Source organism: uncultured Nostoc sp. (assembly GCF_964247315.1).
Classification (GTDB): domain Bacteria; phylum Cyanobacteriota; class Cyanobacteriia; order Cyanobacteriales; family Nostocaceae; genus Nostoc.
In genome coordinates this window covers 54,125-70,340 of record NZ_CAXTTT010000016.1, presented here as the reverse complement: position 1 = coordinate 70,340, position 16,216 = coordinate 54,125, and the positions used below count along the sequence as shown (strand labels likewise).

The 16,216-nt window shown below is 41.4% G+C and carries 11 protein-coding genes and 1 pseudogene; 6 read left to right on the top strand and 6 right to left on the bottom strand.

Annotated features, from left to right (window positions below):
• The 3 genes from ACFE93_RS07500 to ACFE93_RS07490 form a co-directional block, all read left to right on the top strand.
• The coding region (locus tag ACFE93_RS07500; protein WP_375472714.1) for a CHAT domain-containing protein at window positions 1-2,110 on the top strand (2,110 nt) is incomplete at its 5' end.
• A gap of 2 nt (window positions 2,111-2,112) precedes the next feature.
• On the top strand, window positions 2,113-2,532 hold the full coding sequence (locus ACFE93_RS07495) for a hypothetical protein (RefSeq protein ID WP_375472713.1): 420 nt from the start codon (window positions 2,113-2,115) through the stop codon (window positions 2,530-2,532).
• On the top strand, window positions 2,529-3,902 hold the full coding sequence (locus tag ACFE93_RS07490) for a hypothetical protein (RefSeq protein WP_375472712.1): 1,374 nt from the start codon (window positions 2,529-2,531) through the stop codon (window positions 3,900-3,902). The genes ACFE93_RS07495 and ACFE93_RS07490 overlap by 4 nt, the downstream gene beginning before the upstream one ends.
• 107 nt (window positions 3,903-4,009) lie before the next feature.
• Here the strand turns inward: ACFE93_RS07490 and ACFE93_RS07485 are convergent, their stop codons facing one another.
• The 3 genes from ACFE93_RS07485 to ACFE93_RS07475 all read right to left on the bottom strand — a co-directional run bounded on the left by ACFE93_RS07485 (window position 4,010) and on the right by ACFE93_RS07475 (window position 8,216).
• A complete protein-coding gene (locus ACFE93_RS07485; RefSeq protein ID WP_292780652.1) occupies window positions 4,010-4,993 on the bottom strand; it encodes an RNA polymerase sigma factor, RpoD/SigA family in 984 nt (327 codons plus the stop codon).
• 577 nt (window positions 4,994-5,570) lie between these two features.
• Window positions 5,571-7,301: a helicase HerA domain-containing protein gene (locus tag ACFE93_RS07480; RefSeq protein WP_375472718.1), complete on the bottom strand. Its 1,731-nt coding sequence runs from the start codon at window positions 7,299-7,301 to the stop codon at window positions 5,571-5,573.
• 120 nt (window positions 7,302-7,421) lie between these two features.
• The gene (locus ACFE93_RS07475; protein WP_375472711.1) at window positions 7,422-8,216 is read right to left on the bottom strand and encodes a glutathione S-transferase family protein; all 795 of its coding nucleotides are present in this window, start codon (window positions 8,214-8,216) and stop codon (window positions 7,422-7,424) included.
• Window positions 8,217-8,978: 762 nt separating this feature from the next.
• Between ACFE93_RS07475 and ACFE93_RS07470 the strand changes: the two genes are divergently transcribed.
• Window positions 8,979-9,827, top strand: a complete 849-nt coding sequence (locus tag ACFE93_RS07470) for a fasciclin domain-containing protein (protein ID WP_375472710.1) — start codon at window positions 8,979-8,981, stop codon at window positions 9,825-9,827.
• A gap of 76 nt (window positions 9,828-9,903) precedes the next feature.
• On the opposite strand, the gene ACFE93_RS07465 is transcribed toward ACFE93_RS07470, so the two are convergent.
• Both ACFE93_RS07465 and hemL read right to left on the bottom strand, forming a co-directional pair.
• Window positions 9,904-10,806 carry a polysaccharide deacetylase family protein gene (locus tag ACFE93_RS07465; RefSeq protein WP_375472709.1) on the bottom strand — a complete coding sequence of 301 codons (903 nt, stop codon included), beginning with the start codon at window positions 10,804-10,806 and terminating at the stop codon, window positions 9,904-9,906.
• A gap of 709 nt (window positions 10,807-11,515) precedes the next feature.
• Entirely contained in the window at window positions 11,516-12,814 is a 1,299-nt protein-coding gene (hemL, locus tag ACFE93_RS07460) for a glutamate-1-semialdehyde 2,1-aminomutase (protein ID WP_375472708.1), read from the bottom strand.
• 229 nt (window positions 12,815-13,043) lie between these two features.
• Between hemL and hisIE the strand changes: the two genes are divergently transcribed.
• Window positions 13,044-13,694, top strand: coding sequence for a bifunctional phosphoribosyl-AMP cyclohydrolase/phosphoribosyl-ATP diphosphatase HisIE (hisIE, locus tag ACFE93_RS07455; protein WP_375472707.1), 651 nt, complete (start codon window positions 13,044-13,046; stop codon window positions 13,692-13,694).
• Window positions 13,695-13,723: 29 nt separating this feature from the next.
• Here the strand turns inward: hisIE and ACFE93_RS07450 are convergent, their stop codons facing one another.
• Complete coding sequence (locus ACFE93_RS07450) at window positions 13,724-14,998, bottom strand: MFS transporter (protein WP_375472706.1); 1,275 nt, start codon at window positions 14,996-14,998, stop codon at window positions 13,724-13,726.
• A 470-nt stretch (window positions 14,999-15,468) separates the two neighbouring features.
• Between ACFE93_RS07450 and ACFE93_RS07445 the strand changes: the two are divergent.
• Window positions 15,469-15,660 (top strand): annotated as a pseudogene (locus tag ACFE93_RS07445) (DUF2811 domain-containing protein); the annotation flags it as partial.
• Window positions 15,661-16,216 lie beyond the last annotated feature (556 nt).

The following is a 16,216-nucleotide window of genomic DNA, read 5'->3' as shown; positions in this document are numbered from 1 at the left end:
TCATTTCGGGCGATTTGAAGAAGCGATCGCATCTTATGACAATGCCCTCAAAATCAAACCTGACTTACACGAAGCTTGGTTCAACCGAGGTGTGGCGCTGGATCATTTCGGGCGATTTGAAGAAGCGATCGCATCTTATGACAATGCCCTCAAAATCAAATCTGACTTACACGAAGCTTGGTTCAAGCGAGGTGTGACGCTGACTCATTTCGGGCGATTTGAAGAAGCGATCGCATCTTATGACAATGCCCTCAAAATCAAACCTGACTTAAACGAAGCTTGGATTAACCGGGGAATTGCGGCGGGAAACGCAACTGGAGAGAGGACAGATTTATTTTTCACATTTACTTTACCTAGTGCAACAGCAGCCAACCTCGCTTTGAAATTTAACAATCCCGATTTAAACAAGCGTGGCTACGAGGGTAAATTGGCAAGCTATAAACAAGGGTTGAAGCATTGCCCCCAAGACACGCATCCAGAAGGTTGGGGAAAATTGCATCAAAAGATAGGTGATGCTCATTACTTCCGAGGGCGAGGTAATTATAACGCCCGCAATTTTTGGCGCAAAGCTATTACCAGTTACAAAACGGCACTACAAACTCTCACAGCAGCAGATTTTCCTGAGTTGCATCTGGAAGTTTTGCAAGACTTAATTCGCGTGCAGTTGGATTTGGAGGAAACAGCCGAAGCCACAGAACTCCAGCGACAGGGTACTGATTTATTGCGGCGCTTATTAAATGAATCAAATCGCTCTAATCAAAGTAAAAAACAACTAGCTCTCAAATTTGCCTGGATTCAACAGTTAACTGCTGATTTAGCTGTGCAGTCTGGAGATTTGCTGCAAGCGATTGAATTAGCAGAAGAAGGTAAAAATACTTGCTTGCGTTGGCTTTTAGATGAATGGAGTGATGATTCATCTCTAAGTTATTCAGAAATGCAACAACTGCTGAATCCCTCAACTGCTATTGTTTATTGGCATCTCAGTTCTTATGCCCTACACACCTTCATCCTCAAACACAACGCGCCATCACCGATTGTCCCAGGAGAAACCGAGTTTGTGACTCAGGCGCAACGTTTACATGATTTTGAAGGCTGGGTGAAAAATTGGAATGAACAATACGCCGATTATCGCAAAGGTAAAGATAAGCAAGGTGAACAAGCAATAACTTGGCGCAGCAAGTTACCCGAAATGCTTCGCAACTTGAGTAATATCCTAGATATCAACGCTGTTGTTTCAGAAATACCAGAAATTACTCAGTTAATCCTCATTCCTCACCGCGATTTGCACCGCTTCCCTCTCCATGCACTATTTCCACCTGAATTCACCATCACCTATCTACCCAGCGCCAAAATAGGATTGATTCCCCAAACTTACCTGGAAAACAGAGGCGATGAGCAGCACAATTTACTCAGCATCGAACATCCCAACAGCAAAGGTTATCCCCGTCTGGAGTTTGCCCAAATTGAATCGGAAGCCATAAGCCGGATGTTTCCCAACCACACCCGCAAGCGTTCTGAGAAAGCGACAAAAACAGCAATAATCAACGCTTTGCCCCAAGATTACGGTATTTTGCACTTTACAGGGCATGGCGAATATAATTTCCAAAATCCTGCGTTATCTCACTTAGCGTTAGCGGGTGAAGATAAACTAACTCTGGCGGATATCCGCAATCTTAATTTGCAAAGCTACCAACTCGTGACTCTAGCAGCTTGCGAAACTGCGATTACAGGTAATCACACCATCACCACAGAATATGTGGGGCTTGTCAGTGGCTTTATGGGTTGCGGTGTGGCTCATGTTGTTAGTACCCTATGGACTGTAGAATCAGCCGCTAGCGCTTTGATGATGATTCAGTTTTACCAATTGTTGCAACAAGGAAAATCAGAAGCAGTAGCTTTGGCTGAAGCTACCCAATGGCTGCGAAATGTCACAAATGCGGAACTTGCAGAATGGTATGCAGCACAAATCGCTACATTACCCCAAGATGAAGGGATCATTCGTCCTTTTTTACAAGATCAGTTAGATAATCTTAAGATCAGACAAACAACTGATCAACCCTATAGTCATCATTACCACTGGGCAGCTTTTACAATTATTGGAGTTTTTTGAACATGCAACCTTTAGAAGCCTATAATCTCAAAGCTTTTGTGTTTGCATTGTCTTACCTTGATGCACCATTACCTGAGAATGTGCAAACACAGATTAATCAAGTAAATATTCCCGATGACATTGGTAAACTGGATGCGATCGCACGCAATTATCCCCCGTTAACTGAACATTATCAAACTGTTCGCCAAAATTTAAAACAGGAAGCTGAAATCCGCAGCAAAGGCCCTTTACCCGCTAAAATTAATCAGTCTGCCGAACAGCAAAGCACAGAAATCAACAATATTCTTGTTGCTATTGATGAACTAGATGATCAAAAATTAACTGAAATTGCTCAACCCATTCTCAAGGCTTCTGATTCTGTAACTGTTGCTAAAGACACGTGGGCAAGAATTATTCTCTCTCTACAAACGCCTATGCCATGAATCAACAGTATAATCTTATCTATCCAACTATTGATTTATTTGTCTATGACCTGCAACAAGGTTTAGGACAAACAGACGAGCAAATTAACCAAAATCGTCATTATTTTTGGCGTAAAATTCAACCAGATTTAAATAAAGATTACGAGAAAGTTAAAGATGATGATTTGCTGAAACAACTCGCTACGTTAGAAAAAACCGAAGCAGATTACGTCGAGTTACTCGTACCCGAAAAACAAGAAAGTTTTCAGCCAGATATAGCAGGTTATTATTACGCATTGCAACTAGGTGATACCTATACCCTGCAAGTAGATAGCGGTGTTACTGATTATCTGGGCAAACCTATAAGTAAATTTCAAGATATTAAACAAAATATAGAATCTCGTACCCATCACCAAAAAGGAAAAATTGGTCAAACTTGGTTTGTTTGGGGACAGTTGGAAAAAATTTATAACCCGGAAGAAATTAGAGCGATCGCACAACAATGCTATACACAAATAAATCCCAACTTTCAGGGTCAAATTGCTTTACAAAACCAGAGCAGTTTTTTAGGTGCATCTGCATTTGAAGTCTGGGAACAGCCTAGTGATTGGGCAAATGAAGAGAACTTTAAAGATAGCTTACATATATTAATATGTTTGTTTCCGCCCCAGCAATCCCTCGAAAATATTAAGAAAAGTATTGCTAATATCTATTTTGATTTAATCCGTATTTTTTGCTATCGTCATAAAATCCTTTGGGCTTATCACCAAAGCCGCAAATTGAAAAGCCGAATCAAGAAAGATTTTAATGAGGTGCAAGAAACTGTCAAAAAAATCAGAGATTTAGGACAACAACTAAACAATGGTAGACTCAATCTTGAGGAATTACAAAAAACCCTAACTGATACGCTGACAATCTTATCGCAATACGCAATTAATTTAAGCTACTTGGATGATCAAGCACGCACAATCAAAGTTAATCTAAATAATTATAAAAAGCGGCTAGAGAAGATTTCACGAGAAAATAGCAACAGCCAACTACAATCTATGCAGCAATTTGGCGAATTTAGTGCTGATAAATATTTGTTGCAAATAAAAACAGATTACATCAACCTCAGCCCAGGCTTGACTCTGCTACAAAATTTAATTAGTACAATTCAAGGTACCATTGACATCTACCAAGCAAAAAGCGATCGCAACCTAGAAAACTTCATCGGTAGCGCAGGTATCGGATTAGCAACTAGTCAAATCGCATCTTCAGTATTAGTTGCTCAATATCCACCCAATAGCAAAACACCATTTTTCCTCACAACAGCCTTCTTGTGGAGCATCTTTGCTGGAGTGCTAACCAGTATAATAGCCTGGATATTCTTTAAAAAAATTCGCCGCTAATCACTCTTGGCTTTGCGTCCTTAGCCAGCATAAAAAAAATCGCCCCCTGAATTCAGGAGGCGCATCACCAAGGTGGTGTAGAGACGCGAAATTCCGCGTCTCTTGTTTTAGCTAGCAACGTATTCTTTGACATTGGCACGACGGCGACGCAGATGAGCCAAAGCTTGATGCTCTAACTGACGGACGCGTTCGCGGCTAAGATTTAATCTCTCACCGACTTTCGCCAATGACATCTCGTTACCATCTTCTAAACCAAAGCGTAGGGCTACAACTTCTCGCTGTTGCGGGGTTAATTCTGCTAACAGGTTGTTCAAGTCTTGGCGTAAGAATTCCTGGTTGGTGTAATACTCTGGCGATGGGCCATCATCTTCGAGCATTTCTTGCAACTCAGTATCCTGGTTCTCACCAACTCGCACATCCAAAGACACTGGTTGACGAGCCATATTCAGATACTCGCGAATCTGAGTCGGTTCTAGTTCTAGCTCTTTGGCAATTTCGGCTGGAGTCGGCGATCGCCCCAAGGTTTGAGCTAACTCGCGCTGCACTTTTTTAATTTTGTTCAGTTTCTCGGTAATGTGGATCGGTAAGCGGATGGTACGTCCTTGTTGAGCGATCGCACGAGTAATCGCTTGGCGAATCCACCAGTAAGCGTAAGTCGAGAACTTATAACCCCTCATCGGGTCAAATTTCTCCACACCCCGCTCTAATCCTAGTGTTCCTTCCTGGATTAAATCCAGAAACTCCATATTTCGCTTTTGGTATTTTTTAGCAATAGCGACGACCAAGCGCAAATTCGCTTCGATCATTTTTTGTTTTGCTCGCTTACCTTGCGCCACCGTTTGTTGCACATCGGTTTCCGATTGTTTAACGTGATCGGCCCACTCTGAAATATCCGGTTCCCGTTGCAACTTCTTCGCCAAAGCTTCTTTGGCATCAATGAGCGTCATCATTTGTTGTACTTGCTTGCCAAAGACAATTTCTTGTTCACGGGTTAGCAGTGGTACACGACCAATTTCTCGCAGATAGGTTCGCACCATATCAGCTGTGAATTTGGTGTTGAGGTTTTCGGTTTGGGTATTGACAGTAGGCATTGGTGCGATGTCCTCTACTTCGTAAAGATAATGTATGTTTTATTACTAAAATGGATGGGAAAAGTAGTACATCTATCACGAAATATCGGGAGCTACCAAAAGCAATTAGTTAATTGATACAGCCATTGCTAAGACGGTAAGCCCCCAATGATAGGTTCCCCTACCTTCCCTAAATTTTCAATCTTTTATAAGCACGCTGGTTATTTTTGAGAATTCTTCTCTTGGACGGTTACTAACACCGAACGGTAAATCCGAAGTCGGTATGAGTTCCACTTAACTTATGATACGATAAATCAGACAAATAGTAAACTATCTTAAGATAAAACCTATAATTATAATTTAAAAGCAGCCGTTATAGAAAAAAATTTTAAAGTCCCTTAAAATTACTCACTACATCTATAGTGACGCCAAAAACCCCTCTTCTGTTGCCAAAACTAGCGGGATAACCGAACTTAATTTGCTGTGATAATGGAGGGATGTCACGAATTGGACATTAGTCATTAGTCATTGGTCATTTGCAAAGGACATGGACGCGCTAGCGGCTTCCCGCAGGGTACGACAACTGACAAATGACAATCTAAAATCCAAGGTCAGCTTTGGCTAGTTCCGCAGCGGCAAATACTTCTGCATCAGGTTTTTCTTCCCAGGCTGGCTCACCAATTTCGGCATAAAAAGTTGCGTCATAAGGACGGGTACGGACTACTACGGGCATAGGAACGGCGTGACCTAATATTAAAGCTTGTTGTTTCGAGTCTAGTTTTGCCAATACCGATCGCAGTCCGCTACCACCAGATACACCTGTAAAAATCGCCTCAATATCTTTTTCATCATTCAGCAAAGCGGTAATGCGAGTCCCAATTTGCGACATAACTTCATTATCTATGCCTGATGGACGCTGATCGACTACCAAAAGTGTGACAAAATACTTCCGTAGTTCGCGGGCAATAGTCCCAAAGATGGTACTTTGGACGATAGCCGGGTCAAGGAAACGGTGCGCCTCTTCAATGGTAATCATCAATGGCGTTGGGCGATCGCTGGGATTTTTGCTTTGCAGGAATTTGTCTGCTTTCTTGACGTAATGCTCGTGAATACGTCGGGTGATCATATTCGTCACCAACATATAAGAAAGCATATTAGACTGGGAACCAAATTCTATCACAACATTCTTCCCAGATTCCAGGCATTGCACAATTTTACTAATGTAATTCTGCGGGCAAACTGCTCGCATATACTTCAAGCTATCCATCCGCAAGAGTTTGCGCTGTAATGCCATAATCGAGCCTTTGTGTCCGCGCTTCTCCTCGCAGAACATCTCGATTTCTTCGTTAGTCATATTTAGCAACTGCACAATCCAAGACTTGCCAAATTCGCTATACAGAATATTGGCGTTATCTAAGGCTGCGTCAGAGAGTCCTAAATCTCGGCTACATAACTTAATATCTTCAACTTCTATTTGCTCGTAACTCAAATAAAGTTCTTGAGCATCACGCACACCCCGACGCTTTGTCGATTCCGGGTCGAGGGTATAAACTTCCACTTTACTAGGAAAAAGTTGCTTTAATCCTTTAACGGTATTGACATTTTTACCTTCTGCGACGGCTTCCCAGCCATATTCAGAGTGCATATCAAAAATCAAATTGACTGCCGCATTTTTACGGATAACACCAGCTAAAAGTAGCCGCGTTAGAAAAGATTTACCAGTACCAGATTTCCCAAAAACCCCATTACTCCGTTCCACGAAGCGATTCAAATCGATACAAACCGGCACATCCATATCCAAAGGTTTGCCTATGGAAAAGTTGCGCCTTTGGGGGTCATCTTCCCAACCAAATACCCGGCGAAAATCGTCAACACTTGCTTCGTAAACTTGACTAAAGTGGCTAGGAATAGTTTTAACCGGCAACAATTCTATCGTCGTGCTGGTTTGTGGCATAAATGAAGCTAAACCCGTCATCGATGGGAGGAAAGGATTTGCCGATTTACCATTTGTTGGGGAGAAAGATTCTTCAGCTTCGGGAGTGAACATCAACATCGGCGCGAGGTTGATAGTACCATAAGTACCACTTCCGGCTAAAACATCTCGTAAAAAAGTGTCTTCCCAACTGGGGGGATTAGCAATAATTCGGGCATTAGCCGCTCCCAATGCTACATCTGTCAGCATACAAAAAAAACGCGATCGCATCCCTTGCACAACAAGAAATTTACCCACCCGCATATCTTCCACAGAAATGTCAGGATGCAATCGTACTTCTAAACCTTCAGTTAGAGAACCTTGAATGACCGAACCTAATGGCTGTGCCGAATTCATCTGATTAGTCATTTGTCATTTGTCATTTGTCATTGGTCATTGGTTATTGGTCATTGGTCATTTGTTTTTCTTCTTCATCCCCTATGCCCCATGCCCAATTTCCCATGCCCTATTATCTATCTAATCAATCTGAATCGAAGTTGGCGCACTTCCTGTTGGTGGAGTAGTACTAATTAACGGGATGCGGAATTGGGCGTAAAGGCGATCGCGCCAGGTGAAGAATGGTTCATAATCTATATTCTCGGCAAAGATTGGCAATCCTTTACCTCTGATAGAAGCTGGTAAATCCAGATAGGGGCCAGCAGGAAACTTGAGTAATATCGATAAGCCAGCCACTGCTAAGTCAGCTAAAGTCGGCTCATCTCCTGTTAAATAGGGACTATCTGCTAATAATAACGTCAAGGCTTCCAAGTCTTGTTTTAAAGATGCGATCGCTGACTTTATCACATCTGGGCTGTAACCGACGCCAAAACCCAACACTGTCAGTAAGTCACTAGGTACTCCTTGAACCAGACTTTTAAATATATCTGGTGTTGAGGTAGGTAATAAAGACTTACGGAAATTTTGATCTTGACTTATGGCAGCAAATAGGGCTTTGCGACCTTTAATGCCTATAGATTCATCCGCCCATTCTTCTATTAATAAAGTTAAACCCCGTTGTTTAGGATCTTGCGGTATTATGGGGCGATCGGGATACTCTAAGTCTAAATACTTAGCTATTTCCGTAGAATCCGCAATATATTTATTACGATCCTTTAATACTGGCACTTGTTTTTGACCAGTCAGCCGGAACAGTTCTACCTGTCCAATCCCAGGCGTAACCTCAATTTTGCGGTAAGCGAGTCCTTTAAAATCTAAAATTAGGCGCACTTTCTCTGAGTATTGAGAGAGTTCCCATTGGTATAATTCCAGCATATTTTGTATATCTTGTAACTGGTCAACTTCTTAACTTTACAATTGTATCTTTAGTTTAAGTAATTTTTATTGGTATTAGTTGCTTAGTTATCTATTTAATTGACATTAGGGTTTAACTGATGCCTAATTTTTGGCAAAATTATCGATTTTAAAAAATATTGCTTTCTGATTGATTAAAATATCGAATAACTAAGTAATTTCATTCAGCATATATATTCAGCATATATATAAATATAAACCTAACTCCTTATTCGTGGGTTTTCAACAGTTACTTCAATTTCTGTTACCGTTAGCCTACGTTAAAATATTTCGGTAATTAATTTCTATGCTTTTGTTGAATAATCAATGGTCAATTCTAAGATATAGCTTTCTTCCCTATGTAATTTAGGATTTATGAATTAACTATTAATATACGTACAAGTTTATATATAAATTGTCTTTTATAATCTTTCTTTGAAGGTCATTCTAACTCATAACTTGTAAATATGAGATTTTCACACTTTCTTGAATTTACGTGACACCGAGTGGGGCTTTTTAACTCATTTTGGTGTGATGGAGAAAATTTGCTCAATTTACATGAAATATATGGTAGATATATTTCATAACTTATCAGCTTGAGTGGAGGTTAAACATTTTACCTCACTAGCACAAACACTTCTAGTTCTAGAGAAAAATCTTACTTCCCTCTTGAGTTAGATTTTGTGCATAGCAAAATGTTATAAATCTTTATGTAATGTGTGGACAAAAAGAAAAACAAAATTTATGAAGACAAATTACAGCAAATTGCTGACCACGTTGGCAGGCATAACAGGATTGAGTAGTTTCAGCGTCCTCATTACTTTACCATCTGACGCGAAAGAGGCACTAAATCCTAACCCCAGTATTTTCAACGAAGCCCCCTATAACCAGGGTCAACGCCTTCAAGCAAACACTCAATACACACCTGCTGAAGCTGTTTCCCAAATAGAAAAGGGCAATACTAAACGCAAATTGGTAGCACAGAATAGTGGTGGAACGCTAAATCCCAAACCAAGTATTTTCAACGAGCCTCCCTATAACCGTGGTGGTGGTAGTGTGACACCTAGTGAACCTACACCCCGCACCCCACGTGCTATCCCACAAACTCAACCTACCACACCACCGACTGAGACACCGACTACAACTCCACCAGGGCCAGGGGCAAGCGACAATCAAGGCAAAAACTTGTTAGCGTTGGCAGAATCAAATGCTTCCTTTACCACGTTGACCAAGGCTTTGAAAGCAGCAGGATTGACCGGAGCTTTGCAAGGCAAAGATAACTTAACTATTTTTGCACCCACAGATGCAGCTTTTGCTAAGTTACCACCAGCTGCTTTGCAAGAATTGTTACAGCCAGCTAACAAAGAAATATTGCTCAAGATTTTAACTTACCATGTGGTGACTGGTAAGTTATTGTCTACTGATTTGAAGTCTGGCGAAGTTAAAAGCCTTGAAGGTGGTACAATCAACGTTAAAGTTGATCCTGCTACAGGTGTAACTGTCAATGATGCTAAAGTGACACAGGCAGATATCACAGGTAGTAACGGCGTAATTCACGCAATCGATCAGGTGATTTTACCTCCTGACATATAGTTGTACGGTATCAGCACAACTGGCAACATAACTAGATTGATATAAAGTATTAATACGTTAAAATTCCGTTCAGATGTTAATTTTGGACGGTTTTTTTGTTTGCAGTCAGCTTTTGATCTTTATCTTGCATTTCTAAAAGTTCAGGAATAGTAACAAAGCGATAGCCTTGTTTCCGAAAGTTGGCAATAATTTCTGGTAAAGCTTGCACAGTTTTAGAGCGATTACCACCACCATCATGCATTAGCACAATTCCACCTGGCTTGGCCTTCCTAAACACATTATTAATTAATTTTGGTACAGCAGGACGTGAGTAGTCTACAGAGTCAGATGACCAGCGAATGATGGCATATTTGCTATTTCTAGCGTAACTAGCCACCCCATTGTGCATGAGTCCCCCTGGTGGTCGAAATAAATTTGTTTTAATCCCTGTTATTTGATAAATCAAGTCTGCTGTATGGTCAATTTCATAGGCAGCTGCTTGTGGATTTAAGAATTGATACCAATGATGCCAAGTGTGATTACCAATTACGTGACCCTCAGCAATCTCCCGCTTTACTAAGCCTGGATAATTCTTCACGTTTTGCCCAATGAGAAAAAATGTCCCTTTAATCTGATTTTTTTTGAGAATATCCAGTACTTGCGCGGTACTCCCAGGCCATGGCCCATCATCAAAGGTGAGCGCAATTACTTTCTGTTCAGGAGTCAATTTTGCCGCATCAACTATTGCCCCTTGAAAACGCTGTGGCAAAGTATATGAAAAACCTTTTGTTTGTACTTGTTGCTGCCAACTTCTAAGCATCGTCGCTTTTAGGTCTTCAATCTGCTGCTGAATTCCAACTTTGCTTGTATTCTCTGTACTTTGAGCATTAGAGGAGCTTGACTTAATAAGCATCATCGTGATGACACTTATACTGCCACTCAAGACAAGCAACGTAACTAATATTTTTTGCAAACCAAAAAATGACTTATTGTCGTCCACTTCATAGCTCCTTCAAGGTCGAACCATCTTTGTTTTCACAATACTTATGGCAGCTTTTTATACTCTGTAAGCCTTGCCATCCAAGCTACAGTTATGATTGGTATATTTTTTAAAGTTAGCTCCAACCCTGACTCTGAAAAAATACCTTACCCGATGGATAATCTAATATCTATAAGCAAAATCCTCACCATGAAGGTTCTCACCTTCATACACATTAATTTTTGTAACCTATGGGGTATAAGGGGAATTTCGAGAACTTTAAAAAGCAAGTAAAATAATTTGTAATTAAGTTAAGTTTTGCAACAGATATCGAGACAAGAGCCACAAAACTTGCCACTTCTTAGTTGCAAGGGACTTAACCCCCTATAATTTATTAATCCTGCGAATCTTAATGTAGGCTAAATATTGCATATTCTATTGACGAAGCCATTGCGAAATTATGACAAAGATGTGACCTTCCTTGAGTAATGACGGTAAAGAGCAAACCTGTTAAAAAATTTCTTTGATCCCCAACCGTGCAAGATGATTGAACACCATTAACTGCTGAAAGTTTTGCAAGTAATGCTTGAGAGTGAGTCCGAAAATTCCGCACGCTTGTTTCTCTCTTAAAAAAAGGACTTCCTATAAATCATTCATTTTGTGGGGTAAGATGCCCACCCCACAAGAGTTAACAGGATACTTTTTATTTGGAAATCCCTTAACAAACAGGTTACAGGCTCGACATTACATCCCGTGCAACTGCTAAAGTCTGCTCAATGTCTTCTTCAGTGTGAGCAAAAGACGTAAACCCAGCTTCAAATTGAGAGGGTGCTAAGTAAACACCGCGCTCTAACATCCCGCGATGGAAGCGTCCGAATTTGGCTGTATCAGACTTTTTCGCATCTTCGTAGTTATGAACTGGGCCAGAGGTAAAGAATAAGCCGAACATGGCGCTGATTTGACCGCCGCAAGCTGCATGACCAGTTTCTTTGGCAATTTGCTGCAAACCATCTGCTAGCTTTTTAGTAATCTGCTCAAGAGACTCGTAAGTCCCTGGCTTTTGCAGCAATTCTAAAGTTTTAATACCAGCAGTCATTGCCAAAGGATTACCCGAAAGAGTCCCAGCTTGATATACGGGGCCGGCGGGCGCAACCATTGACATAATATCTCGACGGCCGCCATAAGCCCCTACTGGCAAACCACCACCAATCACCTTACCCAGGGTTGTTAAATCGGGAGTGATGCCAAATTTTTCTTGAGCGCCACCGTAAGCAATGCGGAAGCCTGTCATCACTTCGTCAAATACCAATAACGCTCCATACTCCTGAGTCAATTCTCGTAATCCTTCTAGGAAGCCAGCGTCAGGCGCAATAAATCCAGCATTGCCGACGACTGGCTCAAGAATGACACCAGCAATCTCGTCGCGGTTTTCTTTAAATAAAGCTTTGACTGCTTCTAGGTCATTGAAAGGTGCAGTTAGAGTAGTGCTAGTTGCTGCTTTAGGTACTCCCGGTGAGTCTGGCAAGCCAAGTGTGGCAACACCAGAACCCGCCTTTACTAGAAACGTATCGGCGTGTCCGTGATAGCAGCCTTCAAACTTGATGATTTTGTCTCGGTTGGTGAAAGCCCGCATCAGCCGCAAAACTCCCATACAGGCTTCAGTTCCCGAATTAACAAATCTGACCATTTCGATGCTAGGAACGGCATAGATGACCATTTCTGCCAAAACATTTTCTAGAACTGAGGGAGCGCCGAAACTAGTGCCTTTTTCTAAAGCTTCATGTAACGCTGCAATTACTTCTGGATGAGCATGACCGCAAATAGCTGGCCCCCAAGTGCCTACATAGTCTATGTATTTATTGCCATCTACATCCCAAATATACGCGCCTTTAACACGATCAAAAACGATGGGTTGTCCACCCACAGATTTAAAGGCACGAACTGGAGAACTGACTCCTCCGGGCATGAGATTTTGAGCAGCGGCGAAGACTTCTTGTGATTTTGTTGTTTTAATTGTGGTATTTACCAAAGTTCTCTCCTAACAGTGGGCAATAAAACGCTCTATCTTAGGATAGGGTCAAACACTGCTTAGAATTTCTATCCTATAAAATTAGCTGAACCAAAAAAATAACAATATGTTATGCAAGTCCAATGAAGATTTGATTTTAGATATTTAATTCCAAAAAATATACCAGCTAACCTATTCTGAATGGTATCGTGAATCCATAAATTATTCTCATGAGAGCAAACTAGCTGGTATGTCTTCTAAGGATTCGCGATCGCTGCATTACACTATCCCGGTTGAGAAAATTCGCTACGATGAACGGGGTCTGGTGCCTGCAATTGTCCAAGACTATCTAGATGGTACTGTCCTGATGATGGCGTGGATGAATCAGGAGTCGTTACAAAAGACTTTAGAAACTGAAGAAACTTGGTTTTGGAGTCGTTCCCGCCAAGAATTGTGGCACAAGGGGGCAACTTCTGGGCATATCCAAAAAGTGCAAAGTATCCGTTATGACTGTGATAGTGATGCGCTGCTCATTGGGGTAGAACAATTAGGAGATGTTGCCTGCCATACTGGAGAGCGCAGTTGTTTTCACCAAATAGAAGGAAAAATTGCTGCACCTCCAGGAGATACATTGTCGCAATTGTTTCAAATAATATGCGATCGCCGCGACAATCCTACTGAAAGTTCTTACACTTGTAAACTATTTGCAGGTGGCGATAACAAAATTTTGAAAAAGATTGGTGAGGAAACTGCTGAGGTGGTAATGGCTTTTAAGGACGATCGAGAAGATGCGATCGCAGGTGAAGTGGCTGATTTGCTATATCATACTTTGGTTGCCTTAGCTCACCATCAAGTTGATTTAAAATCTGTATATCGCAAGCTGCAAGAACGTCGTCAATAGAGGGAAAATAAGCGCACATCTGTGCGCCCCTACTCAGCCAAAATTCGATTCAGGTACTGTAAAATTGCCACAGCGATCGCTACACTGAAGATGAAGCCTAGCCAGTAAGTATTGGTAATAATTTGTGGTTGATCTAATGCCCATCCACCCAAGGGATGACCAATAAAAGAGCCAATAGCCCAGCACAAAGCGTTGATGGAGAAATACACGCTGCGTTGATTTTCTGGGGCTAACTCAGTCACTAAAGAGGCAGCAGATGGGGTATAGGAAACAATTGCCACAGCAAATACTCCCAATGCCAATGTTACCCAAAGCAGATGATGAGATGGTGCTGTCCCGCTTACCCAAATCAGTCCAAAACCGATTGCCCAGAAAATCACAGAAACAGTGAGTGCGAGTGTGTGAGAACAGCGTTTTAAGATGCTAGTGACAGGCAACTGACAAATAATTGCGAACACCAGATGCCAAGCAAATAGTCCGCTAATGGTAGTTTCAGTAAATCCTTTGGTAGTACTTTCTACAAGGACAAAATTTTTGAAGTAAAGCGGCAGGGTGCTGTGGATTTGAGAAATATAGATTGTAAAGAATATATTAACTGCTATGTAGACTAAGAAGCGCCAATCTTTTAATACTGCCATCCAAGCAGCAAAAAGTTCTGTCTTTTCAGATTCCTCTATCTGCTGTTGTTCAGTTTCACTAATCCCTACATAGACAACTCCAAAAAATAGCATAAAAGAGATGGCATCAATGATAAATAGCCATCGGTAATTCCCAACGATCGCAATCAAAAACCCAGCCAGCACAATTCCAATCGCTAACCCAAGATTATCAGCTAGTCGAGCGATCGCAAAAGTTTCCCGGCGATTGTCAATTTGGCTGGCGTCAGCAACCACAGCTTCAGCTGCCGGCCAATAGAAACCTATCCCTAAACCGCTAATCAAGCTACCGATTACCAAAGAAGTGAAATTATCGGTTGCAGCTAAAACTAGAGAAGCAATTGCTGAAATCGCCGTCGCTAGCAACAAAGTGCGGCGGCGTCCCCAATATCCAGAATCAGCCAAAGAACCACCTGCAATCCGCCCTACAATGCCGGAAATCGAGGCGCTACCCAAGGCTATCCCAACACTGGTTGCAGATAAACCAAGTTGATTAACAAAAAAGATGGGGGCGTAAAACACGGTAAAGCCAGTACCAACTTCCGAGAGAAATCTACCAATTGCGAAAATCCAAACCTGGGGATGTATCGAGGGCAACCACGATGATAACTGAGATTGAGAAGCTAATTTCATGAGTTTAAATGTCATAGCTTGCTGACATTTTTGTAATTCTTATCATTGGCTGCAATTTTCCTCACTAATTCCACAGGGTTTCCACAGGGATTTTAGCAGTTTTCCACAGGTGCTATACGAGCTAATAAGCTTCTTGCTGTCTTGCTGGGGATTGTTGATTACAAGTAGCAAAGAAGTTTAAGGACTGAGTTTTTGTAAAGTAAAGTAACAAAAAATTGGCTTTAAGTCTGATTATTTCGTTCGTATTTATTTTTTATACAATTGTTTTTAACATTTCGCAGCATTGACAAACCCACCCCCTCTTAGCGCACAATGATGCGGCTTGCTTTTGTAATCCGTTCAACTGTTGACATCAAATATGTAAAATATAATACTATCAGATGTAAGTGCAGATTGTTGGGATAGCGAAAGAGCGTGTGAAGCCCTAAACCGCTTTAACGCAAGCAACTTGTCCCTCTTGATTATCCTCATAGGAGGAAAATCTTATGAAAGCAACGGTTAGCATCTTTACAGAAATTCCTGAAACACTCCACGAATCCTTAAAAAACTACTTAGAAACCCATCCCGATTGGGATGAAAACAGAGTATTAACGGCGGCGCTATCATTGTTTTTACTCCAAAATGGAGATAGCGATCGCCGTGCTGCGCGAGTTTATCTGGAAACTTTGTTTCATCACTCCAGAGTAGAAATGCCCTGTACCGACTCACCAGCAACAGCTAATTTACTAGACACCCCATAGGTACTGGTATGAAGGGCGTTATTCCCCGATTAATGGGGCACGGTATGCCGTGCCCTATTAACGGCATTTTAAGTTCATAGCGGTCGGCAATATTACAATAAAAAAGATCGGTAGATTCCGATCCATAAAAAAGTTCTAATAGTTTCTCTTATTGCCAAAACTAGTTGGTAATAAAGCAGAATTTACCTTTGTTCTCAGTCTCCGACTGGGAATGCCTATTTTGGGGCTGTCGCTTCTCTGACTTACAGCACCAGCCCAATGAAGCAGCGTTTCCAGACAGAGGCTAGAAACATAGTTTTAAGTGGACTTTAGCCTAAGTTGACGCTAATGTACAGCTATGTGTCCTACAAACACCAATCTAAGTGACGTTATATCTACCAAAACGGTCACATACAAAGAAATATTTTCCAATGGACTCTCTCCCCTGTCCACTGTTTTAAATAGATAAATAAATATCTCAAATAACTGTTTGGTCTGTATTTGAGGAATATCT

Excerpts from the sequence above, each read along its gene's own strand:
- ACFE93_RS07450 (WP_375472706.1), bottom strand. The coding sequence starts at position 14,998 with ATGACATTTAAACTCATGAAATTAGCTTCTCAATCTCAGTTATCATCG.
- ACFE93_RS07495 (WP_375472713.1), top strand. The coding sequence starts at position 2,113 with ATGCAACCTTTAGAAGCCTATAATCTCAAAGCTTTTGTGTTTGCATTG.
- ACFE93_RS07480 (WP_375472718.1), bottom strand. The coding sequence starts at position 7,301 with ATGAATTCGGCACAGCCATTAGGTTCGGTCATTCAAGGTTCTCTAACT.
- ACFE93_RS07475 (WP_375472711.1), bottom strand. The coding sequence starts at position 8,216 with ATGCTGGAATTATACCAATGGGAACTCTCTCAATACTCAGAGAAAGTG.
- hisIE (WP_375472707.1), top strand. The coding sequence starts at position 13,044 with ATGTCTTCTAAGGATTCGCGATCGCTGCATTACACTATCCCGGTTGAG.
- ACFE93_RS07470 (WP_375472710.1), top strand. The coding sequence starts at position 8,979 with ATGAAGACAAATTACAGCAAATTGCTGACCACGTTGGCAGGCATAACA.
- ACFE93_RS07485 (WP_292780652.1), bottom strand. The coding sequence starts at position 4,993 with ATGCCTACTGTCAATACCCAAACCGAAAACCTCAACACCAAATTCACA.
- ACFE93_RS07490 (WP_375472712.1), top strand. The coding sequence starts at position 2,529 with ATGAATCAACAGTATAATCTTATCTATCCAACTATTGATTTATTTGTC.